This is a genomic window from Chryseobacterium sp. ON_d1, from assembly GCF_006829085.1.
GTDB lineage: Bacteria > Bacteroidota > Bacteroidia > Flavobacteriales > Weeksellaceae > Chryseobacterium.
Window position 1 is genome coordinate 307,227 of sequence record NZ_BJTC01000005.1, and the last position, 24,849, is coordinate 332,075.

The following is a 24,849-nucleotide window of genomic DNA, read 5'->3' on the forward strand; positions in this document are numbered from 1 at the left end:
AAAAATTGTTGATAAAATTATTATACATTTGTGCCGAAAACTATAACGTACATGAATACATTTAAACTACTTTTTTTACTGCCCTTATTGTGTTCCGGATTTTCACAGGCACAGAGAATTGATAAAGAAATAATAAGCTTCCAGCTTTTGAAAGAACCGGTATTTCCTACAGAACTTTCCAATAGAAATTATACGATTACGGTAAAATCACCCTATAATATCACGAAAGATGATGTTGTAAGATTATCAAAAGAAGATTACCAGAGAAAGGTGGACAATTACCAGACGAATGTTGAAAATGCCAAGTACGAGCATCAGGAAAGATTAAAAGACTATGATGCTGAGGTAAAGAAACTGCAGGAAAAGTACAAACTGGAATCTGCAGAATACAATAAATTATCTGCGGTTGAAAAAATTGCAGCAACCAACGGAGCTCCTGTGCTGAGATTACCTTCAAGACCTATTCTTAATATTCCTCCAATGCCTGTTTATCAGCAGCCTGATCTTAGAGATGCCCTGATTGTGGATAATAAGATTCTGGCATCCCAAATAGATGTATCAGGATTTTCAAAAGGGGGAAACTATCTTGATATTGTTATTGAAATGGAGAGAACCAACTTTCAGGACAATCAGGGAAAAACTTTTGCCAATCAGCCTACGAGAATAATAGCAAAACAAGGTGGAGCTGTAAAACTTGATAAGACCTATTTCTCGGATTTTACTGAAGTAGCAAGTGTTCCAACGAATGAAATCAACCTGAATGCACAGGAAAAAAGATATCTGCAGAGAATGATGGACCGCACAAGGAACATTATCAATGAAAATTTCGGTTACCAGACGATCAATTCTACGGTGACATTGTCCACTGTAAAGAATAAAGGAGAATATGATGATCTGGAGAAAGCCTATATCTATGTAACAACCAATCTGAAAAAACTTCAGGCAAAATCGGATTATGCACCGAATAAAGTCGCCATGGAAAATATGCAGAAAGGAATTGATCTTTGGAAAGCAGTCCTTACAAAAGTGAATTACAATGATAAAAAGGCTGTTTACAACCAGAAAATAGGAGAATATCTTTATTTTAACCTGATCAGATTAAACATTGCTTTAGGCAATTATCAGGAAGCCGAGAAATATTTAAATGAACTGCAGGAACATCTTGTAGATATCAAACTATCCTACGATGCTAATCTTGAGCTGAAAAGATTAGAAGAAAAAATTTATAATAACTAAAGAAAAACAATATGATTAAACAGATTATTGCTTCGGCATTAATTACTGCTTCTGTGTGCGCTTATGCGCAGACAAAAGTGACTGAAGGAACAAAATTTACTGTGGATGCCAATCTTGAAACTGATGATAAACTGGTATTGGCAGATGATTACAATTCTTATATGTTCAGTGCCATCAATATTGACGGCCTGATGAGAAATGTTTTCCCTCATAAGAAATTACTGATGAGAAAACTGGATCAGAACGGAAGTCTTGTGGACACCTATGTAAAAGATTACGCGAATAAAACAAACGGCGTGCTTCACAATTATCTGGGATCACAGCAGATCGATGATGATAAATTTATAGCATTTACGGAAGAGTATTTCGGTAAAGAAAACAGGAAGGAAGTTTTTCAGCATGTTTTCAGTAAAAAAGAAGGTACTTTTACCACAAAAAGCATTGCAAAATACAGCATTGAATCTACCAATAAATCAGGAACAACGTATGTTCTTTTCTCAGAAAACGGAAAATATGCTGCGATCTTCAATGACAGATATGCCAACAAAAAGACCGATAATGTGAATGATGTGCTGGTCCTGGATCTGAGAACCCTTTCTCCGGTCTGGAACAAAGAAATCACATTAAGCAATGATTATGTTGAAAAGTCTTTGACACTGACGAACTCAGCGAAAATTGTCGTATTGCGTAAGGCTGCAGGATGGAAAGAATCTTATAAGCTGGAACTTGTTTCTAACACAGAGGACAAGGATCTTCCGTTTGATGACAAATATATTCCTGAGAAATTATATGCATTCAGTAAAAATGACAGCGATTATCTGGTAACCTTTGGAAGAAAAAATGCAGCAGTTACCATTGGTGCAAGTACTTTCGGCACAGTAATGTTTTATGATACGAAGTCAGGAAAAGCAGTGATCAGCAATACTAATTTAGCAGGGAGCAAAGATATGAGCGATGTAAAGGTCATCAAAACAATTGTAAAGGGTGATGAGACTTTAATGGCTGTTCAGCAGGAAACGGTGACAAGACCTATGCCTACGGCAATGAATCGCTTCCCTGATCCTGTGTATTCATTGGATGCCGGAATGCTGATCAAGTTCAATAAAGAAGGAGAAGTAAAGCAATTCGTTGCTGCACGAGCTTCTACAGGAAAAAGAATTCATATCGTTGAAGCTGGAGAAAAGCTTTATATTTCAGCTTTCTATCCTAAAGGAGCCTTTGGAAACACAGGATTTTCTATGAAAGTTTTTGATTTTGCGAATCTGAAACCTCTGGAAGTAAGCCTTGATTATAAAGGAAGAAATTTCTTCCAAAATTATGGTTTTGCAGACGGAAATATGATTCAGTATGTTCCGAATGTGAATAAAATGATGTTCCTTCAAAAGAGCAGCAAAGATGTTCAGATGTTCAGTGTATATAATTTTATAAAATAATCGTATTTTAGAAAAAAATACAATATGCAGATTCAGTCAGTTTCCATAGAAGATTATATCTCAAAAATTCCTGAGGAAAGACAGGAAGCTTTCAAAAAACTTTATGATACGGTGAATGACAATCTCCCGAACGGTTTTGAAGAAGCTACCAATTATGGCATGGTTGGATGGGTCGTTCCTTTGGCAACATTTCCTGCGGGATATCACTGTGCTCCCGGTACACCGCTGCCATTCATCAATCTGGCTTCCCAGAAGAATTTTATAGCCCTTTATCACATGGGGCTGTATTCAAGACCTGAACTTCTGGACTGGTTCGTAGCAGAATACCCTAAACATTCCAAAAAGAAACTGGACATGGGAAAATCCTGTATCCGTTTTAAAAAAGTGGACGATATTCCTTTTGAACTGATCGCTGAACTCAGTAAGAAAATGACTCCTGATGACTGGATCAGAATTTATGAATCGCAGTATAAGAGATAAAAAAAGCTCCGAAATCAGATAGATTTCGGAGCTTTTTTATGCTGGGAAATGGAGGCTGGAAGTAATATTTGTGTTAGAATTATTGATTGCCATTTGATGGTAATTTTTTGAGTTTTTTAAAAATTATTGATATTTATATTTATATACAATTTTATATTAATCCTGCTATCTAACGTAGTGAAATGAAGAATCTAAACTTTACATGGGATTCTTCCTTCGTCAGAATGACAATGGTGTAAAATTGTATATAGTCGTCAAATTAATAAAGTGATTTTCATCTATCCATTGGCTTCCATAAACCTCCTTCTTCCAGCTAAAAATGAATATCCCAGATTCCTGCTTTTCTTTCAAGTTCAATTAAAGCCGCTGCATTATCGGCAAGAGCCTGATAATAGTCTTTTCTCACATTGTTATAGGTTCTTTGGGCATTTAACACCTCAAGGATAGAACTTTCTCCTCTTTTATAGCTGTAAATAATGCCTTCCAGAATAGTTTTGGCCTCTGTAAGCATTCCGTTGTGGAATTGTCTTACCTGTTTCTGAGTTGCTGTGTACTGCTGATATGCCTGTATTACCTCAGCTTTGATCATCTGTTCAATCTGTTTGTATTCAACTTCGGCCTGAGAATGGGCTATTTCTGCGATTTTTAATCCTGCATTTCTTCTGTTGGAAAATTTCAGGGGAATGCTGATTCCCATTTTTACAGCATTTACAGTAGGGGAAGGGGCAATCTCGTTGACCGCTTCAGTGTGTCGTTCAGCTCCGGCGCTGATGCCTAAATCAATAACACGATTGGCTTTTTCAAGGCTGATCTGGCTTTTGGTAACCTCCGTATTTTGCCTGGCGGCCAATAGATCTGCTCTTTCATTCAATGCCTGAAGAACAAGATCATCTATACTGAAATCTCTGTTGAAGGCATTGAAATCCCCGGCAGCTTCTCTGTCTGTTATTTTGCTGTCTCCCAAAAATATGGACAGACCGGTTAGAGCTTGCTGTTCTGCGCTTTCAGCCTGATAGACTTCGTTGAGAAGGGAAGAGGCTTCAAGCTTGCTCTGTTTGGATGTAACTAATGATATGGTTCCCAAACGATACCGTATACTATCGGATTTTGCCAGCTGCAGCATATTTTTATAAGAATCCTGCTGAACTTCAAGTAAAGCTTTGGATTTTAATGCATCAATATATCCTAAACTGGCATCAGCACGAAGATTCCTGAAAAAATCCTGTAATTGTATTTTACTCAGCTCAGACTGGTTTCTGGCCAGATTTACCCTTGCTTTTCTTTTACCGCCAAGCTCTAATGTCCAGCCGATTGATGCTCCATATACGTATCCCATATTCTGATTCACACCGTTATTGGTAGTTTCCATTTCCAGTTGAGGATCAGGAAACATATTGGCGGTCTGAATAGCTGCTTCAGCCATACTGACATTATATTTCTGAGACGCATATCCAAGATTTTTATTTCCGACAAGACTCAGGTATTCCTCAAATTGTAAAAGCTCTTTTTCCTGTGCCTTTATTCCTGTAATGCTAAATAATACTACAGATAATATGATAACATGAACTTTAATTTTCATCTGATTCCAAATTTTGATTTTCCTTGCGGTGCTCAGCCATAAAATAAATAGCCGGCAGCACGAATAGTGTTAAAATAGTAGAGAACATCAGTCCGTAAACAATTACTGTTGCCAAAGGACGCTGTACATCAGAACCGATTCCTGTGGCCAATGATGCCGGGAATAATCCGATTACAGCCACTGTTGCCGTCATGAGTACCGGTCTGAAACGGTCTCCGGCTCCTTTAACGGCTGCCCGTTTCAGATCATATCCCTTTTGGCGGAGATCATTAATGTGAGAAATCATAATCACACCGTTCTGAATGGCAACCCCAAATAATGCAATGAATCCTACTGCTGAAGAAACATTCAGGGACATTCCCCGTAGGTTGAGTGCCAGCATTCCGCCAAATAAAGCTAACGGGACAATGGACATCAGAACCAAAGCCTGTCTGAAATCTCCAAATGCGCCATATAATAACAGAAACATAATGGCTAACGCCAATGGAACAATAAATGCAAGTCTTGAATAAGCCCTGTTTTGATTTTCAAACTGTCCGCCCCATTTGATCTGGTATTTCTCATGATCGTATCGGATATCTTTTTCAATTTTATCCTGGGCTTTTTTCAGGAACGAAGAAAGATCAGTACCTCTTAAATTAAGCTTTACCGTAAGATGTCTTTTGTTCATTTCTCTTGTAATAGTGCTTTCACCGGTGCTTAATTTCACTTCTGCTACCTGTGATAGTGGGATTTTCGCCCCGGAAGCTGAAGTCAGCATAAGGTTTCCGATTTTGTCCGGAGTATCGCGGCTGTCTTCGGTATAACGGCAGGAAATATCATACACTTTATTGCCGATAAAGATTTGGGAAATAGCTTTTCCTCCTAACGCCACTTCAATAAGGTCAGCAACATCCGCTACATTTAATCCATACTGAGCGATCTTATCTCTATTAGCAATGATCTGCAGCTGAGGTAACGGTGGTTCCTGATCGATAGCAAGATCTGCTGATCCCGGAATTTTATTTAAAGTAGACAACACATTTTCTGCAATACGTCTGGTTTCTTTAAAGTCTTCTCCATATACTTTTACAACCAGCTCACTGTGAGCTCCGGAGATTTTATCCATTACTCCGTCAATCATAGGTTGCGAAAAACCTACCGTGAATCCAGGCATGTCTTTATAATCTGCCGCAAGTTCTTTGATGAGATCTGATTTTGTTTTCCCGGAAGGCCATTCGCTGTAAGGCTTTATTCCAACAGATACTTCAAAGTGAGAAGCGGTCCATGGATCTGTACCATCATCATTACGCCCTGCCTGCACCATCATATAAGTTATTTCGGAATGCTTTAGAGTACGGGCACGAAGAGTATCACTCATTTCTTTTGATTGGGCTAAGGATATTCCCGGAGGCAGTTGTACCTGCAGCCATATAGAACCTTCGTCCAGCTCCGGAAGGAAATCTTTTCCTACGGTGTAAGACAGAATTCCGGAGGATATCAATACAATGATGATCGGAACAACAACTCTTTTGGGAGTCTGCATTATTTTTTCTATTCTTTTTCCATAGGCTGCAGCGAGTTTTTCCAGCCATCTATTGTGATAGATCTTTTGTGGTTTGTGGTAGATAACATACGCCAGTCCCGGGATCAGAAGTAATGCCACAGCGAGTGCGCCCAATAGGGCATATCCTACAGTAAAAGCCATGGGGGTAAACAGTTTTTTCTCTACTCTCTCAAAAGCGAATAACGGCAGATAAGCAGTAATGATAATGATTGTTGAAAAGAAAATGGGCTTGGCTACTTCAATCACCCTTTGGGTAATTGTTTTTTCTTCCAGTGCTTCTTCAGGATTCTCCTCCCTTTTCTTCAGAATGGTTTCCAGCATTACAATAGCTCCATCCACAATGATTCCGAAATCAATTGCTCCGAGTGAAAGAAGATTGGCCGGAATGTTGGTAAAATGCATTAATATGAAGGCAAACAGTAAAGAGAGCGGAATAGTGATAGCCACCAGCAATGCACCTCTCCAGCTTCCGAGAAATACGATCAGTACTATGATAACCAATACAATTCCTTCAGTAAGGGTATGAGAAACAGTCGTAAGGGTTGTTTTTACGAGGTCCGTTCTATCCAGAAAAGCATGAATTTGTACCCCTGGGGGAAGCGTTTCATTATTGAGTTCTTCAATGGCTTCATGAACTGCATCCAGTACCTGGGAGGGATTTTGTCCTCTTAATAAAAGCACGATCCCTTCCACACTTTCAGAATAATTACGTTTTCTGTCGGTGTAACCCAGAATTCCCTTTCTTTCCAGATTTCCGTATTTTAATGTTCCTACATCATTCAGAAATACCGGAACTCCGTTTTGGGTTTTTACTACAATTTTTCCGAGATCGTTTAGATCTTTTACCAAACCAATTCCCCGGATAACATAGGCAATGTTTCCGCGGGGAAGCATACTTCCTCCGGCACTGACATTGTTTTTGGATATTGTTTCGGTAACTTCAGACAAAGACAGGCCATATTGCTCAAGTTTATGAGGATCCAGCTCAATCTGAAACTGGGTGGTAATTCCTCCGAAATTGGTGACATCGGCAATTCCCGAAACCTGTTTGATACGGGGAATGATGACAAATTTTTGTAAATCTGTCAGTTCCCGAAGACTATGGTTGTTGCTTTCAATGATATACCGGTATACTTCGCCGATGGGAGAGGTAAGGGGGTCTAACCCGGGTTGTGCACCATAAGGAAGCTCTACATCCGTCAGTCTTTCCTGAATACGCTGTCGGGCCCAATAATCATCTGTACCATCATCGAAGACCATGGTAATGATGGAAAGTCCGAAGGTACTTTTGCTTCTCATCACATGCATTCCCGGAAGTCCATTCAGTGATCTTTCCAAAGGAATGGTGATCTGCTGTTCCACTTCTTCAGCGGCCAGACCCGGAACCTGTGTTACCACCTGGGAAGTTACGTCTGCAATATCGGGGTAGGCTTCTATGGATAGTCTGGTCCAAGAGTAATATCCAAAGAATCCCAGTAAAAGAAAGAGAGCGAGAATAAGCCATCTCTTCTGTATGGAGAGTGTAAGTAATTTCTTCATAGTTTTTCATTTACATTATTTAGCATCCAGCAAATAAATTCCTCCTTCGGTCATAATGGTTTCTCCGGGTTTTATACCAGATGTTATTCTTACTGTTTTCTGGTCGGTTTCTCCTGTTGTTACAGTACGTTTGGTAAACTGATTTTTGCCGGTTTTTATCCATACATACTGAAAGTTATCCTGCTGCATCAGGGCAGTTACGGGAATCATGACTGTTTTTTCGGGTGTTGTTGAAAAGTTAACAGTGGCATACATGCCCGGTTTTAATTTTCTGTCCGGATTGTCACATTCAATAAGGACTTTGATGCTGCGGGTATCTTCATCTACGATTTCATTGATGTGGTATACTTTTCCGGTAATATTTTTGTCGGGATAGGCACTTACTTTTACAGAAACCCGATCTCCTGTATTGACAAACCTGATATCTTTTTCTTTTACATCTCCGGAAATCCAGACTTTGGATAATTCTGCAATAATTATTACAGGATCGGCATCTCCTTTCAGATATTGCCCGTTTACAATTTTGTTGGAAATAATTTCTCCGTTGATGGGAGCTCTTACAACCATTGGACTTCCTATACTTCCGCCTTTACTGTTATAGACTTTCAGTGCGGAAGAGGCATTGGAGAGGGATGTTTTTTTATTTTTAAAATCGGTTTCCGCTTCATCCAGTTCTTTCTGAATACCCACTCCATGTTTGACAAGATCCTGCTGACGTCTGTAATTTTTTTCGGCAAGCTGTACGTCATTCAGAGCATCCGTATAGTCCTTTTGAACTGAAAAATAATCAGAAGAAAGGATTTCAAAAAGTGCACTTCCGGCAGAAACACGTTGCCCAAGCTGGATAAATGACTGGGTAATTCTTCCGGAAAAAGGACTGGCAATTTCCGCATAATGATTCGGGATTGCCTGAATTGTTCCTGCTGAAACAACGCCGTCACTGTGCTCCTGTTCGATAACGGGTTGTGTTTTGATTTTTTTGAAAACAGGATTGTTTTCCGGAACGGTCACCCGATCATTTTTTATACGGAGATCATGATCCTGTAAGGTTTCACTTTTTGGGTTTTTACAAGAGGTAACAAATGTCAAAAGTAGCATTGTTAAGACTGTTTTTCTCATATAAGTTATTTATAACCATTGTTTTATTTAATTTATTTTACAGATCTTCGGTTATGACTTTTATTGCTAAAGCCATTGTCCGAATTTTCTGATGAACCATTGTTTAACAAGCTGCGTTAATACACAGTATCCTGTAAGAATTCCTATTAAATAAGGAAAATAGTTCAGGGGCAGTGGCTGCATTTTCAGGTATCCTGCCATGGGACTGAAAGGAATAAGAATTCCGATCAGCATAATTAAACTCGTTAAAGCAACTACTGGTGTGGCCGCCCAGCTTTGGACAAATGGGATCTTTTTTGTTCTGATGATATGAACAATTAAGGTTTGGGATAATAAACCTTCCACAAACCAACCTGTCTGAAACAAACTTTGATGTTCCGGGGTATTGGCTTTGAAAATGAAAAACATTATCGCAAAGGTCACATAGTCAAAAATGGAACTTAAAGGACCGATATAAAGCATGAACTTTTTAATGCTTCCAGCCTCCCATTTTTTCGGTTTCTCCAGAAAATCTTTATCCATTGTATCCCATGGAATGGAGGATTGTGATACATCATACAGTAAATTTTGGGTTAAAATCTGTAATGGAAGCATGGGCAGAAAAGGCAACAGTGCACTGGCTCCGATCATACTGAACATATTTCCGAAATTGCTGCTGGCCGTCATTTTTATATACTTGACAATATTCCCGAAAGTTCTTCTTCCGTAGATTACTCCACTTCTGAGGACCATAAGGTCTTTTTCCAGGAGGATGATGTCTGCGCTTTCTTTGGCAATGTCTGCGCCTGTGTCCACAGAGATTCCTACATCTGCTTCTTTTATAGCTGCTGCATCATTGATTCCGTCACCCATAAAACCAACGGTGTGACCTTTCGATCTTAATATTTTTACAATACGTTGTTTCTGTAGCGGGCTTACTTTGGCAAAAACAGAATAAAGATCCATATCCTTTCGAAGTTCATCATCACTGATGCTGTCCAGCTCATCACCGAGCATAATGGTGTTGATAGGAATTCCTACATCATGACATATTTTTTTAGCCACAATATCGTTGTCTCCTGTCACCACTTTTACTTCAACTCCCAGTTTGTGCAAAGCCTTGATACTTGGTTCAGCAGAAGGCTTTGCCGGATCGAGAAATCCCATGAATCCTGTAAGGGTAAGGTGATTTTCGTCTGCTACGGAATAATTCAGTGGATGGTCGCCATCAAATTCCCGGATAGCAATCAATAAAACCCGCAGTCCTTCGGCATTCAGTTTTTCAGACATTCTGATAATCTGCTGCTTCATGTGAAGATCCAGTGGAACAGTGTTGTCATTCTCAATATGCAGACTGTGATCTTCTCCGGGATCCAGAGCATATTGACATAGTGGGAGCATTTCTTCCACTGCACCTTTGCAGATCATCAGGTGCCTTCCTTTGGAGGTATTAAGAATTACAGACATTCTTCTTCTTTCAAAATCAAAGGGAATTTCATCTACTTTCTGGTAAAGTTCATCTGCTTTCATCAGGTTATGGACTTCAGCATGATCCAGCACAGCCTGATCCAAAAGATTTTTGAGGCCTGTCTGATGAAAACTGTTGAGGTAGCCCCACTTCAATACTTCATCATCTTCGATACCACGAACGTTAAGGTGGGTTTCCAATACAATTTTGTCCAGGGTAAGTGTTCCTGTTTTATCTGTACAGAGAATGTCCATCGCTCCGATATTCTGGATGGCATTTAGCCTTTTAACAATGACTTTCTTTTTGCTCATGTTGACGGCTCCTTTGGCAAGATTGGCGGTAACAATCATAGGGAGCATTTCGGGAGTTAATCCTACAGCAACGGCAATGGCAAACAGTAAAGCCTGCATCCAGTCTCCTTTTACCCATCCGTTGATGATAAAAATAACGGGAGTCATAACCAGCATAAACCGGATCAGCAGATAGCTTACTTTGTTGACACCAATATCAAACGCCGTTTCGGGTCTTTTGGAGACCAGGCTTCGGCTGATGCTTCCGAAATAAGTGAAAATACCTGTATTGGCAACTACCACTGTTGCTGAGCCGCTTACTACATTAGTTCCCATAAAGCATATGTTTTGAAGACTAAGAGGACTGCGCTCTTTAGCATCTTTGACAGGGAGTGCATTTTTTTCCACAGGAAGTGCTTCTCCTGTCAGAATGGATTCGCTGATGAAAAGATCTTTGCTTTTAAGGATTCTGCAGTCTGCAGGAACCATATCACCGGCGGATAAAATAACGATATCACCGGGGACAATTTCAGTAATTTCTATTTCTTCACTTTCATGAAATTTTCTTTTGGTAAGGCAGCTTGTTTTTACCATTTTCTTTAATGCTTCTGCGGCTTTGTTGCTTCGGAATTCCTGAATAAATCTCAGAATTGTACTGAACAGAAGCATGACTGAAATAATGATACTGGTGCTGAAATCTTTCTCGCCCTCAGGAGCAAGAATGGCATCAATGAATAAAGAAATTACCGCTATGCAGGCCAGAATATAATTAAACGGATTAAAAAAAGAATGAGCAAACTGCTTCAGCCATGAAGGGGCTTTCTGTGTGGCAATTTCATTCCTGCCATAAATTTTCAGACGATCTTTTACGGTATTATCGCTGAGCCCCTCTTCCGAGGTTTCCAGCATGGCGTAAATCATTTTTTCGTTCTCAGCAGCAGCTTCTTTTAATTTGACAAGAGCTGCTGAATTGAGATTTTTGTTTGAAGATTTTTTTAACATTGCTTCAATGGTTGTTTTTAAATGTTATAAATCGTTTTCGGTGCCTATAATTTCCCAGCTCACTTTGATGACTTTATCTTCGATAGTAAGTCTGCTGGCTGTTTTTTCCATGAAACTGTCCTGTGGTGTTGAAGCGTGAACTTCCGCTGTAATGATGGCATTTTCAGGCAGGCCGTTGTCATCGCTGGTCAACGATTTCAGTAATACTTTATCATTCCCACTCAGTGACTGCATCAGCTGTACCCGGATATGATTTTCCACTTCACTTTTGCACTTGATGCTGAGAAGGTATTCAGTATAATGGCTTCTGTTATTGATATTGTTTCCCAGCTTTACTCCCAAAGGACGGAGAATGACATGGGTGAGAATTATAAATCCGCTGGTAATGGATGCTTCCAAAGGAAATCCCATAGCGCTGAGTGCCCCTACGGATGCCGAACACCATATTGTAGCGGCTGTATTGAGTCCCCTTACGGTAAGACCGTCTTTCATGATGACACCCCCGCCCAAAAAACCAATGCCACTTACAATATAAGAGGCTATTCTGCCGGTTGCATCCCCACCGATTCTTATGGAGAGAAGAACAAATGCTGCGGAGCCCAGACATACAAGAGTGTTGGTACGAAGACCTGCGCTTTTCTGGCGCCACTGTCTTTCAAAACCAATGCTGGCACCAAGGGCAAATGCGGTAAGGAGACGAAGGGTAAATTCTAATGTATTCATGACTTTTCTGTTTATGGCATGCCGCCGTTATACAGAAAAAGTATCGGCAGAATGCTTAGTTATGGTATTGTAAAGGGTCGGTGTCCATAGGGTTTTTCTTTGCTGCAAAGGTATTCCACCTTTTAGAGACAGATGGTTAGAAAAGCTTTAGAATATGATTAGAAAATCATTAGGAAAATATCTTTCCGTTCCGGAAACATTCATCCGGAAAGTAAAAAATAATAATACCGTTAAGTCTTATTAATATATGAAAACTGCACCCATTGTAAAAGATAAAAAATCAATACATTTGAGGCGGGTTATTTTATATAATGAATTTCATGATTCGTGCTATAAAACCCTTTTTAATTCCGGAAATTTCTTCCCATAATCTTTTGAATTGTATATAGTAGACATGAAAAAATCAAACATAGCAATACCGGCTACGCTTTTAGCGATTATCTGTGTGCAGGGAGGTGCTTCCATCGCAAAACAGCTTTTTCCTGCTATCGGAGCTATTGGAACGGTTACTTTAAGGATTGTACTTTCAGCTGTTTTGCTTACTTTGATCAACCGTCCGAAATTTTCAACGTTCAACCGGCAAAAATGGAAATACTGTGCTATGTATGGAGTCGGATTGGCAGCAATGAATCTCATTTTCTACATGGCTATTCAAAGAATTCCTCTGGGACTGGCGGTTACGGTGGAATTTGCAGGACCTTTGTTTCTGGCATTGGCCCTGTCCCGCAAATTGCTGGATGTCGTGTGGGCGTTACTGGCTTGTGCAGGAATTTTGCTGATTGTTCCCTGGAAGAATGATCACGTAGATCTGATAGGACTTGGGCTTGCCTTTCTGGCAGGGATGTTCTGGGCTGTTTATATCGTTATGGGAGGCAAGGTTTCTAAAATAATGGATGGAAAAGATGCGGTAACTACAGGAATGATATTTGCAAGTTTGGTAATTATTCCTTTCACAATATGGGATGGAGCTGTTTTCAGTCTTACTCCGGCTATTTTTGTAAAAGGACTAGGGGTGGCTATTCTTTCGAGTGCTTTGCCGTTTTCACTGGAAATTATGGCTTTGAAAAGACTTCCTGCCAAAACGTTCAGCATACTGATGAGTCTGGAGCCTGCATTTGCAGCACTTTCAGGTTTGATTTTCCTTGCTGAAAAATTATCTTTTTTACAATGGATTTCTATTGCCTGTGTGATTGCGGCCAGTATAGGAACAACCATTTTCAGCAGAGTTTCCAATCATTAAGAGTACTTTTATATTATGATAAGGATACATTGGAAAATACAGTTTATTCTGCTGTTGATTTCACTTTTTTTTGTTGGATTGGGTATAAAAAGTATAGTAGAAGAAAAAAGCTCTGGAACGTTTTTGTTAAGGCCTTTTTTTCAGATGATTCCTTTTGTAATCAGCAGTATGGTCTTTACGATCAATATTTGCTGGCAATACAAAAAAAGAAAATAAAAAGCTGTCTTTTAGATAATATCAAATATGACAGTGAAAGCGGTTTCATTTTGATCTGATGCCACAGTGATTTTTGCATGGTGAAGGGTAATAATTTTTTCAGTAAGAAAAAGTCCTATTCCATGCCCTTTTTCCTGTCTGGAAGTTTCGCTTCTGTAAAATGGTTCGAAAATATGCTGTAAATCTTCATCATTAATGTTGTTCCCTGTATTGATAAAACTTATTTTAAGAATTTTGGAATTGGATTTTACATCAATTAAACAGGTGTGTTTGGGCGAATATTTACAGGCATTGTCAATGAGATTGTTAAAAGCAACCTGAAGAAGATATTCATTTCCCTGGACAATAAGCTGGTGTTCTTCTACTGAATCTTCTATATTGAGCGAAACTTTATATTCTGAATTTTCTTTTGTGATTTTGGTGTAAGATTCCAGAAGAACTTCATCAAGACGGACTTCCGTAAAACTGATCTCATTGGGGTCATAGCTTGCTTTAGCCAGATCCATCAGACTGTTGGAAAGTTTTACCATATTGCGGGCATCTTCCAGGGCGTATCGGATTGTTTCCTGGTATTCTTCTTTGGTTTTTTCCTTTTCGGAAGCCAGTTCCAGTTCGGTAATAATAGCGGATAAAGGCGTTCTCAGTTCGTGTGAAATATTGGATACAAAATGCTTCTGTGAGTCAAAAGAATTTTCAAGGCGTTCCAGCATTCCATTGAAATTTTGAGCCAGTTCATTCAATTCGTCTTTTTCTTTCGTTGTTTTCAGCCGCAATTGCAGTTTTCCGGCGGTAATCTTTTTAATCTGTGTAACCATTTCACTGAGCGGACTCAATGTTTTTTTGGAAAGGAATATCCCTGCCAGGTAAATCAATATTAAAATACTGAAGAATAAAATAATGCTGATGGTAAAAAGATGAGTAAGGTAATCGTAACCGTATTTGTCATAAGCTGCAGCTGTTACCGCATACGTTTTTCCCTCATAATGGTACACCATTCCAATGACCTGCAGATCATTGAGAAAGAAATTGATTTTCTTCTTTTGAAATATCTGTGAAAGCATTTCGGGAGTTTCCTTGACATAATCTACTTTGGCATCATCATGATAAATCAGTTGTTTATCGGAATTATAAATAGCAACCTGAACTTCATTCAGGGTTCTGGTATTATTTTTATAAAGCTTGTGCATTTCCTGCTCGGGGAGTGAGCTTCGGAAAAACAGATCAGCCTTGGCAATCGCTTCGTTCTGAAGTTCGCTGAAAAAAGATTTCTCCCTGGCTTCCTTGGATGAATAATAGATCGAGATACTGTAAATACTTAAAAGCATTGCAGTGATTAGGGTAAAAAGCAATGTAAGCCGGGTTCTTATTTTCATCCTGATAATTTTTAATTCATCTCAATGATCACTCTGCAGACCTGATCAGTAGTCTTTTTTCAGAATAAATCCCATGCCTGCTTTGGTGTGGATAAGTTTCGTGTCAAAGTCTTTATCTATTTTCTTTCGGAGATAATTAATATAAACATCAATAAAATTGGTGCCTGTATCAAAATGAGTCTCCCATACTTTTTCAGCAATTTCACTTCGGGAAAGTACCTTTTCTGAGTTTTCCAGCATGAATTTTAAGAGATTAAATTCTTTTGGGGTCAGTTTTATCGGAGTATGATCACGGCTTACGGTTTTCTGTTCCAGATTCATTTCAATGCCTTCATATTTAAGAATAAAAACTTTTTGCTGCCGCTGTTGTGAAAAACGTTTCAGAAGTACTTTGATTCTGGCCACCAGCTCCCGCATTTCAAAAGGTTTTGTGAGATAGTCATCCGCTCCGGCATCAAATCCCTCAAGCTTATCATCGGTGGTTCCTAATGCGGTTAGCATAATGATCGGAAGGTTGGGTTTTAGTACTTTGATTTCGTTACAAAATTCAAGTCCGTTTTTTTTAGGAAGAACAATATCTGTCACAACAATATCAAACTGAGTCTGTAAAGCCAGTTTCAAACCTGTGGCACCGTCATAAGCTACAGTAACCTCAAATTCAGCTTCCTGGAATCCTTTTGCAATCAATTTCGAAAGCCTGTCATCGTCCTCAACTAATAAAATATGTGGCATGAAATTTTGAAAATATTTGGTTAATATGAAGTGTAGGTCAATATACCAGCAAATGTAATGAATTCTATTTTGTAATTTTGGCCCTGAAAGTATAATCAGATGTCAGAATTTGCAGTGTTTTTCAGAAGAAAAAAAGAAATCATTGTTACCGGGCTTTTGTCCTGCTTAGCAATATTGATGGTTCAATGTAGTTATAGTAATGCCAATTCCGGCAAGATACGGCTCGAAAATGGGGATCTTCTTTTTGTAACAGCGAAAGAATCAGGACTTTCCGGAGCGATCAATAATGTGACTCAAAAAGAAAAGATTGCTTCGTTTGATCATATGGGAATTCTTGAAAAGGAAGATAACCGTTTTTTTGTCCTGCACGCATCTCCTAAAGGCGGTTCTCAGAAACAGATCTTACAAGATTTTATAAAAGATCAGAGAGAAGATGGACAGGAGGTAATTGTTTACCGTTTAAAACCAGAATACAGGAAATCTGTTCCTGACGCTATACAAAAAGCTCATTCCATGCTTGGGAAACCTTATAATTTCAATTATATTCTGGATGAGAATTCATATTACTGTTCAGATTTTGTAGAAAGAGCTTTTCGGGAAAATCATATTTTTAAATTGGAATCTATGACATTTATTGATCCCAAAACAGGAAAAACGAATTCATTCTGGGAAGAATTTTATCGTAAGAGAAATCTGAATATCCCTGAAGGAGAGCTGGGTTGCAATCCCAATGGCCTTGCAGGTTCGGATAAACTGGAAAGGATAGGAAAACTTTAACATACCGGAAGAAGCTGAAGAGGCTTCTTTTTTTTATGTTAAATTTTTAAAAATATTAGTCTACTAATTTGGTAGACTAATATTTTTTTATATTTTTGTCACAGATTTAAATGCAAAGCGCAATATGATCTGAAAATGTCTAACCCAAAAATGTTTAGCGATGATTACACCTAATCCCGGCCTTCAGGTTTTACAAAATAAAGTGAACCTGCCTAAAAAAGAATTGTTACTGGAAATAGAGTTGAATGGCAAAATGAAATTTGAACATTTAATGAACACCATCTACAATCAACTGGGCATCTGTCATAGAGTGTTATCTGCTAATGTAGAGTACGTGAACGGGTATAGTTTTGGATCAGTACAGTTATATATAAATGTCAATTCAGATGATTATCAGCAGCTTGAAATCTATCTGAATAAAAATAAACTTATCAATACGACAGTAGAATATACCTGCAGAACATATTTTTAAGTGAGATTCATATAGTTTTAATTACTCAAAGTGTCCGGTATTGTACCGGGCACTTTTTATTTTGTATTAAAACCCATGATGACAAAATTCTCTTTTTTGGAGAGATGGCGAAAAATTCAAAGAATTTTTGATGGAGTGGTTAAAAAAGGCGGGTGGTAAAACAAAAAAAGCGTTCAGAACCTTCTGAACGCTTTTTAGTAGAATTATTGACTTATTCCTTTAATTAATACCCGAGATTAATAATTAAAAAAGGTTTTCTTATTGATAACCCTTCGACAGGCTCAGGGTGACAGCTCGAATATTAACCGAAATTTTTAAGCGTTGTCAGGCTGAGCCTGTCGAAGCTATTATTAAAAGGATTAGGTCAGTAAATAATTTAAATTCTTTCGATATCAGCACCGATTGCTCTTAATCTTCCATCAATATTCTCATATCCTCTGTCGATCTGTTCGATATTGTGGATTATAGATTTTCCTTCTGCAGAAAGTGCTGCAATAAGAAGTGCGTTTCCTGCTCTGATATCCGGGGAAACCATCGTTGTTCCTCTTAACGGAGCTTCCTGGTTCAATCCGATTACCGTAGCTCTGTGTGGATCGCATAAAATGATCTGAGCTCCCATATCAATCAATTTATCCACAAAGAATAACCTGGATTCAAACATTTTCTGATGCACCAGAATACTTCCTTTGGCCTGAGTGGCAACGACTAAAATAATAGATAATAAATCCGGTGTAAATCCTGGCCATGGCGCATCTGAAATGGTAAGAATAGAACCGTCAATGAATTTCTGGATTTTATAATGTTCCTGAGCCGGAATATAAATATCATCATTGCTCTGCTCAAGCTGGATTCCTAATTTTCTGAATGTATTCGGGATCACACCAAGCTGGTTCCAGTTTACATTTTTGATGGTAATTTCAGATTTTGTCATCGCTGCAAGACCAATCCATGATCCGATTTCTACCATGTCCGGAAGCATAGTGTGTTCTGTTCCTCTCAGGTAATCTACTCCTTCAATGGTAAGAAGGTTAGAACCGATTCCCGAGATATTGGCTCCCATTCTGTTCAGCATTTTGCATAACTGCTGAAGATAGGGCTCACAGGCAGCATTGTAGATTCTTGTTTTGCCTTTTGCCAATGCTGCAGCCATTACAATATTAGCCGTACCGGTTACAGAAGCTTCTTCCAGCAGGATGAATTTTCCTCTCAGTTCTTTCGCTTTTAAGGAATAAAAATATTCTTCTTCATCATAATTGAATTCAGCGCCTAATTCAACAAGTCCCTGAAAGTGAGTGTCCAGCCTTCTTCTCCCGATTTTGTCACCTCCCGGAGTTGGCATATAAGCTTCTCCATAACGGGCCAGCATGGGACCCATCAGCATAATAGATCCGCGTAATTTTGCTCCGTCCTTTTTGAATTCGTTGGATTTTATATAATCGAAATTTACCTGATCTGCCTTGAAAGTATAATCTCCCTGTCCGTTTTTCGTAATTTTTACCCCAAAATCTCCAAGAATTTCAATCAGTCTGTTCACATCATGAATGTCCGGAATATTTTTGATTCTTACTTCTTCGTCCGTCAGGAGAACCGCACATAAAATTTGTAGGGCCTCATTCTTGGCCCCTTGTGGAGTTATTTCACCCTGCAGTCTTTTTCCTCCTCTTATTTGAAATGTTCCACTCATTATTTTCTGTTTTTATGATTGTTGTTATGCCTTCTCTTGTTGGGCTGGTTTTTATTATTGTTGTTATTGCTGCTGTTCTTGTTGTTTCTGTTGTTATTATTGGTATAATAAATCTTACTTTTTTCAAGAGAATCAATTCCGGTAAGATCCAACCTGTTTTCAGACAGTTCTTTCAGATGTCTGAAAATCACATCATCTGTGACATGTTCTTTATTATAGACATTGTAAGACTTCTTCATATTATTGGCAATGACTTCAATAAGAGCTTCTTTTTCATCTCCGGGTTCCAGTTCAATTGCTTTTTCTATTAATTGAAGAATACTTTTTCCGTAAAATTTAAAATCACCCTGAAGTTTAGGGTATTCCATCTTTTTAGGTTTTTCCGCCAATTGCTCTCTTGTAGGGAATGGATACGGAGATTCTACATCCAGATCATAATCTGCAAGAATAAAAAGATGATCCCAAAGTTTATGTTTATAATTTTCTTCGTCACGAAGTTGTGGGTTTCTCTGACCCATAAAATCGATGATTGCCATAGCCATCTCATTCCTTTCCTCTTTGGTAGGAAGTTCTTTGCAGCGCTCAACCAACTGTTGTATTATTCTGCCATATTCCGGCATATGAAGCTGAGTTTTTTGGGTATTGTATTCCATAGTATGCAAATATATGGATTAAAAGAAAAATTGCTTCGAGAATCTGAAAAATTTATGATTTTTTAATGAAAAATTTAAAAGCTTATATTCTTGATTTATTAGTAATAATTAAAATATTTCCCATTCATTTGAATTTGTTTTTAATAAAATTGTATCTTGGTTAATAGATTGATAATTATTTATTACGATGAGAAAAACATATTTTTTCCTTTCCCTACTGGCTTTAGCAGTAGCTTATTCATGCCAGAACAGTGATGAATTGATTATGGAGCCTGCCCAACAGCAGGAAGTTCATAATAAAACAGTGAATGTGACACACCACGACGGCCGTCCTTTCAGTACAGGAAAAAGTCAGGAATCCACGCAGGGTAAATTTGTTGCCGGCCCGGGAGGAGGTGTACTAATGCAGGGTTTTTACTGGGATGTTCCTGATGGTGGTAACTGGTGGAATACGGTTAAAGATAAACTGACCTCATGGTCTGATGCAGGAATTGGTGCAGTGTGGCTTCCCCCGGCATCGAAAGCACAGAACGGGGCATATTCTATGGGGTATGATCCAACCGACTATTATGATTTTGGAAATTTTAATCAGAATGGCAGTGTAGAAACACGTTTTGGTTCAAGAACAGAGCTGGAAGCACTGATTACAAAAGCTCATGCAGAAAATATGCAGGTATATGCAGATATTGTCATCAATCATAACAGTGGTGGACAGTCGGAAGCTAACCCTTTTACCGGAACCAATACGTGGACAGATTTCTCGGGGGTGGCTTCCGGAAAATTTCAGAGAAACTATAATGATTTTTATAAAAATGCCTATGGTAATAATGATGAGGGAGCTTTTGGCGGTTTCCCGGATCTGTGTCATGCCAATCCACATGTTCAGGACTGGCTTTGGGGAAGAGATGATTCTGTAGCAAAATATTATAAAAATGTGATGAAATTTGATGGCTGGAGATTTGATTACGTAAAAGGATTTGGCCCTTGGGTGGTCAATACCTGGAACGCAAAAGTGGGAGGGTTTTCTGTGGGTGAGCTATGGGATTCCAATGTAAATACGCTGGAGTGGTGGGCCAATAATGCCAACAGTTCCGTATTTGATTTCGCTGCTTATTATAAAATGGATGAAGCTTTTGATAATGGAAATTTGAATGTTCTGAATGATGATATGATGTGGAAAAGAAACCCATACAAAGCCGTTACTTTTGTGGCCAATCATGATACAGATATTATTTACAATAAGATGCCCGCATACGCTTATATTTTAACCCATGAAGGGTATCCTACTATTTTTTACAGGGATTATGAAGAATGGCTGAATAAAGAAAGACTGAACAATCTGATATGGATTCATAATAATAAAGCTACCGGAACCACTTCTATTCTCTATACGGATAATGATGAATATATTGCGAGACGAAACGGCTATAATGGCAACCCGGGACTTGTTGTTTATATCAACACTTCATCAAGCTGGCAGGAGAGATGGGTGGAAACCAATTGGAGCAGTCAGCAGATTAAAGATTTCACCGGGCATTCAGGCTGGTATCCGACAACACAGGGAGATAAATGGGTGAAAATCCAGTGTCCCCCGAATTCATATTCTGTATGGTCGCTTAATTTATAAGTAATGAGTATTTAATTATCCATCAGGCTTGTCATTCCGTAGGAGCTTCTATGGTGTATTGTTTTTACGCTAACTTGTCGGAGGCTCTTACGGACTGATATTTTTTATCTATGATAAAGCTATACCTGAATAAACTTCCTTCTCTGGTGCTGATCCGGCAGGTAACATTTCTGATTGGCAAGTTTCATTCTGTTTCTGGAAACAATATCATAGGCTTTGTCACTAAGGAATCCTGGTATGATTTTGCCTATAAAGGAGAGTGAATAGATTCCTCCTAAAAGTTTGGCAATCTGTAATATTGCTTTTGATTTAATCAGGTAATACTTTCCAGGTTTCCATAAATATATCGTATTGAAAACTTTTGTTTCCAGCCCTCTTTCTGACAGAAATTTCTGTCCGAAACCGGACTGAAGTGAAGCAAACATGAATTGGTCTTTCCTGTCCCGCTCCAGAATCCACTGTACCCAGAAATTGCAGACTCCACAATCTCCGTCAAAAAATACAATATATTTATCGTCCCAGTTTTCCACGACTTTATTTATTAAACATGATTCCTCTTTCTGTGTCTTCTTTTATCATTTTGAAGTATTGAACAAGATCTGCACGTTGTTCATCCGAAAGTTTGGCTGCCTGATGACCTAAATAATAAGACTCAAGCGGCATTTCTTTTTTTTCAACCATCTCAATACATTCTTCCAGTTTATGAAGTTGCCTTTGAGGTTCATATACTGCAAAGGTAGAAAAATTAAGACTTTTTCTGCCTTCATCAATGTGATTTTTTACCCACCAAGATGCAGGAGAAATATTGGCATACCATGGATATGTTGTTTCATTGGAATGACAGTCGTAACATGAAGTCCTGATGGTGCGGGCAATTTTCTCAGGAGTTTTTTTTACCTTCAGAAAATCCATTCCCGGGGTAAGCGGTGGATTTGTTTTATCAATAGGAAAAAACTGAATAATGATAAAGATAACGAGAATGACAACAATTATTTTTTTCATAAGGATTCATGTTTGGTACCTATAAAGATAGTTAATTTATTTTTACTTTGACAAAGCTGGAAGTTTGCAGTTCCAGATTGTATTATTGAAATTTTCTTTTTTCTGTTCATTTAACTTCCTGCTTCCTGATACCCTGTTCCCCCTCATCTCTTACATTGAGTTATTCTAAATAGAGAACAGCTGGCTGGACGAATTTAAAAAATTATTAACTTAATACCACATTTATGTCTCGGCTTTTGTACTGTTTGGAAATTTCTATAAATAGTTTTTAACTATCATTGAAATAAAAATTAATAGATTGTATTTATTGAATAAACGTTGTAGGTTTGTCATATTCTACAACAAGGAATTTAAACTGTATTAATCAATATAAAAATAAAATAAACGACAATGGAAAAAGATTTGAATGACATCAGTAAATGTCCGTTTCATAACGGAACAATGAAGAAGAATAATGTAGCGGGCGGTGGAACCCAGAATTCAGACTGGTGGCCGGATCAGCTCAGGGTAGATCTTCTGCGCCAGCATTCTTCCCTTTCTGATCCTATGGACAAGGATTTTGATTATGCCAAGGCATTTGAAAGCCTTGACCTGGAGGCGGTAAAAAAAGATCTTCATGCATTAATGACAGATTCACAGGATTGGTGGCCGGCGGATTTCGGGCATTATGGCCCTTTGTTTATCCGTATGGCCTGGCACAGTGCCGGAACGTATCGTGTAGGTGACGGAAGAGGTGGAGCAGGAGCAGGGCAGCAGCGTTTTGCCCCGTTAAACAGTTGGCCGGATAATGTAAGTCTTGATAAAGCAAGAAGATTATTATGGCCAATCAAGCAGAAATATGGCAGGAATATCTCATGGGCAGACCTTTTGATTCTTACCGGAAATATTGCTTTGGAATCAATGGGCTTTAAAACATTCGGATTTGCCGGAGGACGTGCCGATGTATGGGAACCGGATGCCGATGTATACTGGGGATCAGAAAAAACATGGCTGGGAGGAGACCTGCGTTATGCTCATGGCTCAGAAGGAGTGGTGGAAGGACATTCAGCGGTTCTTCCTACTGATGACAATGCAGATGGAGATATTCATTCTAGAAATCTTGAAAATCCATTGGCTGCCGTACAGATGGGGCTTATTTATGTAAACCCGGAAGGTCCGGACGGAAACCCGGATCCGATTGCAGCCGCTAAAGATATCCGTGATACTTTCGGGCGTATGGCGATGAATGATGAAGAAACCGTTGCTTTGATTGCCGGCGGACATACTTTTGGTAAAACACACGGAGCGGGTCCTGCAGATCATGTAGGAAAAGAGCCTGAAGCAGCCGGAATTGAACAGCAGGGGCTTGGATGGGCAAGTACTTATAAATCAGGAAGCGGAAGAGATGCTATTTCCAGCGGTTTGGAAGTAACCTGGACTGAAACTCCAACTCAATGGAGTAATTATTTCTTTAAAAATCTTTTTGAAAATGAATGGGAACTGACAAAGAGCCCTGCCGGAGCTCACCAATGGGTAGCTAAAGATGGAGCAGATATTATTCCTGATGCATTTGATTCTTCCAAAAAGCATAAGCCAACAATGCTTACGACAGATCTTTCTTTAAGATTTGATCCTGTTTATGAAAAAATTTCAAGACATTTTTATGAAAATCCTGAGGCGTTTGCTGATGCATTTGCAAGAGCTTGGTTTAAGCTGACGCACAGAGATATGGGACCACGTGCCCGCTATTTGGGGCCGGATGTACCACAGGAAGAGCTTATCTGGCAGGATCCTATTCCTAAAGTGGATCATGAATTGGTTGACGGAAACGATGTGGAAGCATTAAAATCAAAAATTTTGAATTCCGGATTAAGTATTTCTGAACTGGTATCTACAGCCTGGGCTTCTGCCTCTACTTTCAGAGGAAGCGACAAACGTGGCGGTGCCAACGGAGCCAGAATCAGACTGGAGCCTCAGAGAAACTGGGAAGTAAATAATCCTTCACAGTTGAATAAAGTATTAAGTGTACTGGAAGGCATTCAAAAAGAGTTCAACGATTCTCAGAACGGGGGTAGAAAAATATCACTAGCAGACTTAATTGTATTAGCAGGTAACGCTGCAGTTGAAGTGGCCGCAAGAAACGCAGGTCAGGATGTAAAAGTTCCTTTTACACCTGGAAGAATGGATGCTTCGCAGGAGCAGACGGATGTAGAATCAATGGGATATCTGGAGCCTGCCGCTGACGGATTCCGTAATTATCTGAAAAGAAAATACACGGTATCTACAGAATCTTTACTCATTGATAAAGCACAGTTGTTAACGCTTACTGCCCCGGAACTGACTGTCCTGATCGGAGGAATGCGTGCTTTGGATACGAATTTTGACGGGTCAAAACATGGAGTATTTACCAGCCGTCCGGGCGTTCTTACTAATGATTTCTTCGTAAACCTTTTGGACATGGGAACGCAATGGAAAGCAATGTCAGATGATAAAGAACTGTATATGGGAAGTGACCGCTCAACCGGTCAGCCAAAATGGACCGCGACCCGTGCAGATCTTGTCTTTGGATCCAATTCTGAATTGAGAGCCGTTGCCGAGGTGTACGGAAGCGCCGATGCACAAAGTAAATTTGTAAAAGATTTTGTAGCTGCATGGACGAAGGTGATGAATCTGGATAGGTTTGATATATAGAAAATAATT

General features: G+C 39.0%; 19 protein-coding genes. 8 read left to right on the forward strand and 11 right to left on the reverse strand.

All coding sequences use genetic code 11. The features are described from left to right. Positions 1-51: 51 nt before the first annotated feature. The 3 genes from CRS_RS10310 to CRS_RS10320 are packed head-to-tail and all read left to right on the forward strand — an operon-like array spanning position 52 to position 3,149. Entirely contained in the window at positions 52-1,236 is a 1,185-nt protein-coding gene (locus tag CRS_RS10310; RefSeq protein ID WP_142723948.1) for a hypothetical protein, read from the forward strand. 11 nt (positions 1,237-1,247) lie between these two features. After that, positions 1,248-2,669, forward strand: a complete 1,422-nt coding sequence (locus CRS_RS10315) for a hypothetical protein (protein WP_142723950.1) — start codon at positions 1,248-1,250, stop codon at positions 2,667-2,669. A gap of 24 nt (positions 2,670-2,693) precedes the next feature. Next, positions 2,694-3,149, forward strand: a complete 456-nt coding sequence (locus CRS_RS10320) for a DUF1801 domain-containing protein (protein ID WP_142723952.1) — start codon at positions 2,694-2,696, stop codon at positions 3,147-3,149. 313 nt (positions 3,150-3,462) lie between these two features. Here CRS_RS10320 and CRS_RS10325 read toward each other — a convergent pair whose 3' ends face one another. The 5 genes from CRS_RS10325 to CRS_RS10345 all read right to left on the reverse strand — a co-directional run bounded on the left by CRS_RS10325 (position 3,463) and on the right by CRS_RS10345 (position 12,394). Beyond that, positions 3,463-4,728 carry a TolC family protein gene (locus CRS_RS10325; protein WP_142723954.1) on the reverse strand — a complete coding sequence of 422 codons (1,266 nt, stop codon included), beginning with the start codon at positions 4,726-4,728 and terminating at the stop codon, positions 3,463-3,465. Continuing rightward, positions 4,718-7,813, reverse strand: coding sequence for an efflux RND transporter permease subunit (locus tag CRS_RS10330; protein ID WP_142723955.1), 3,096 nt, complete (start codon positions 7,811-7,813; stop codon positions 4,718-4,720). The genes CRS_RS10325 and CRS_RS10330 overlap by 11 nt, the downstream gene beginning before the upstream one ends. Positions 7,814-7,828: 15 nt before the next feature. After that, positions 7,829-8,932, reverse strand: a complete 1,104-nt coding sequence (locus CRS_RS10335; RefSeq protein WP_142723956.1) for an efflux RND transporter periplasmic adaptor subunit — start codon at positions 8,930-8,932, stop codon at positions 7,829-7,831. Positions 8,933-8,998: 66 nt separating this feature from the next. Then, complete coding sequence (mgtA, locus tag CRS_RS10340; RefSeq protein ID WP_142723957.1) at positions 8,999-11,671, reverse strand: magnesium-translocating P-type ATPase; 2,673 nt, start codon at positions 11,669-11,671, stop codon at positions 8,999-9,001. Between the two features lie 24 nt (positions 11,672-11,695). Further along, positions 11,696-12,394: an MgtC/SapB family protein gene (locus CRS_RS10345; protein ID WP_142723959.1), complete on the reverse strand. Its 699-nt coding sequence runs from the start codon at positions 12,392-12,394 to the stop codon at positions 11,696-11,698. Between the two features lie 394 nt (positions 12,395-12,788). On the opposite strand from CRS_RS10345, the gene CRS_RS10350 reads away from it, so the two are divergent. Continuing rightward, a complete protein-coding gene (locus CRS_RS10350) occupies positions 12,789-13,634 on the forward strand; it encodes a DMT family transporter (protein ID WP_142723960.1) in 846 nt (281 codons plus the stop codon). 227 nt (positions 13,635-13,861) lie between these two features. Here the strand turns inward: CRS_RS10350 and CRS_RS10355 are convergent, their stop codons facing one another. Together CRS_RS10355 and CRS_RS10360 are read right to left on the reverse strand one after the other, a co-directional pair. Further along, complete coding sequence (locus CRS_RS10355; RefSeq protein WP_142723962.1) at positions 13,862-15,223, reverse strand: ATP-binding protein; 1,362 nt, start codon at positions 15,221-15,223, stop codon at positions 13,862-13,864. A gap of 45 nt (positions 15,224-15,268) precedes the next feature. Beyond that, on the reverse strand, positions 15,269-15,955 hold the full coding sequence (locus CRS_RS10360) for a response regulator transcription factor (RefSeq protein ID WP_142723964.1): 687 nt from the start codon (positions 15,953-15,955) through the stop codon (positions 15,269-15,271). A gap of 99 nt (positions 15,956-16,054) precedes the next feature. Here CRS_RS10360 and CRS_RS10365 point away from each other — a divergent pair, with 99 nt between their 5' ends. Next, complete coding sequence (locus tag CRS_RS10365; protein WP_228451227.1) at positions 16,055-16,732, forward strand: YiiX/YebB-like N1pC/P60 family cysteine hydrolase; 678 nt, start codon at positions 16,055-16,057, stop codon at positions 16,730-16,732. 160 nt (positions 16,733-16,892) lie between these two features. After that, positions 16,893-17,204 carry an NIL domain-containing protein gene (locus CRS_RS10370; protein WP_142723966.1) on the forward strand — a complete coding sequence of 104 codons (312 nt, stop codon included), beginning with the start codon at positions 16,893-16,895 and terminating at the stop codon, positions 17,202-17,204. 376 nt (positions 17,205-17,580) lie between these two features. Here the strand turns inward: CRS_RS10370 and murA are convergent, their stop codons facing one another. Beyond that, positions 17,581-18,888, reverse strand: coding sequence for a UDP-N-acetylglucosamine 1-carboxyvinyltransferase (gene murA, locus CRS_RS10375; RefSeq protein ID WP_142723967.1), 1,308 nt, complete (start codon positions 18,886-18,888; stop codon positions 17,581-17,583). Continuing rightward, positions 18,888-19,541 carry a DUF4290 domain-containing protein gene (locus CRS_RS10380; RefSeq protein WP_142723969.1) on the reverse strand — a complete coding sequence of 218 codons (654 nt, stop codon included), beginning with the start codon at positions 19,539-19,541 and terminating at the stop codon, positions 18,888-18,890. The genes murA and CRS_RS10380 overlap by 1 nt, the downstream gene beginning before the upstream one ends. A gap of 187 nt (positions 19,542-19,728) precedes the next feature. Here CRS_RS10380 and CRS_RS10385 point away from each other — a divergent pair, with 187 nt between their 5' ends. Then, positions 19,729-21,168 carry an alpha-amylase gene (locus CRS_RS10385; RefSeq protein ID WP_142723971.1) on the forward strand — a complete coding sequence of 480 codons (1,440 nt, stop codon included), beginning with the start codon at positions 19,729-19,731 and terminating at the stop codon, positions 21,166-21,168. 119 nt (positions 21,169-21,287) lie between these two features. On the opposite strand, the gene CRS_RS10390 is transcribed toward CRS_RS10385, so the two are convergent. Both CRS_RS10390 and CRS_RS10395 read right to left on the reverse strand, forming a co-directional pair. Next, on the reverse strand, positions 21,288-21,698 hold the full coding sequence (locus CRS_RS10390) for a thiol-disulfide oxidoreductase DCC family protein (protein WP_142723972.1): 411 nt from the start codon (positions 21,696-21,698) through the stop codon (positions 21,288-21,290). A gap of 4 nt (positions 21,699-21,702) precedes the next feature. Beyond that, positions 21,703-22,170, reverse strand: coding sequence for a heme-binding domain-containing protein (locus CRS_RS10395; protein ID WP_142723974.1), 468 nt, complete (start codon positions 22,168-22,170; stop codon positions 21,703-21,705). Positions 22,171-22,560: 390 nt separating this feature from the next. Here CRS_RS10395 and katG point away from each other — a divergent pair, with 390 nt between their 5' ends. Next, on the forward strand, positions 22,561-24,840 hold the full coding sequence (gene katG / locus CRS_RS10400; RefSeq protein WP_142723975.1) for a catalase/peroxidase HPI: 2,280 nt from the start codon (positions 22,561-22,563) through the stop codon (positions 24,838-24,840). The last annotated feature ends 9 nt before the right edge of the window (positions 24,841-24,849 follow it).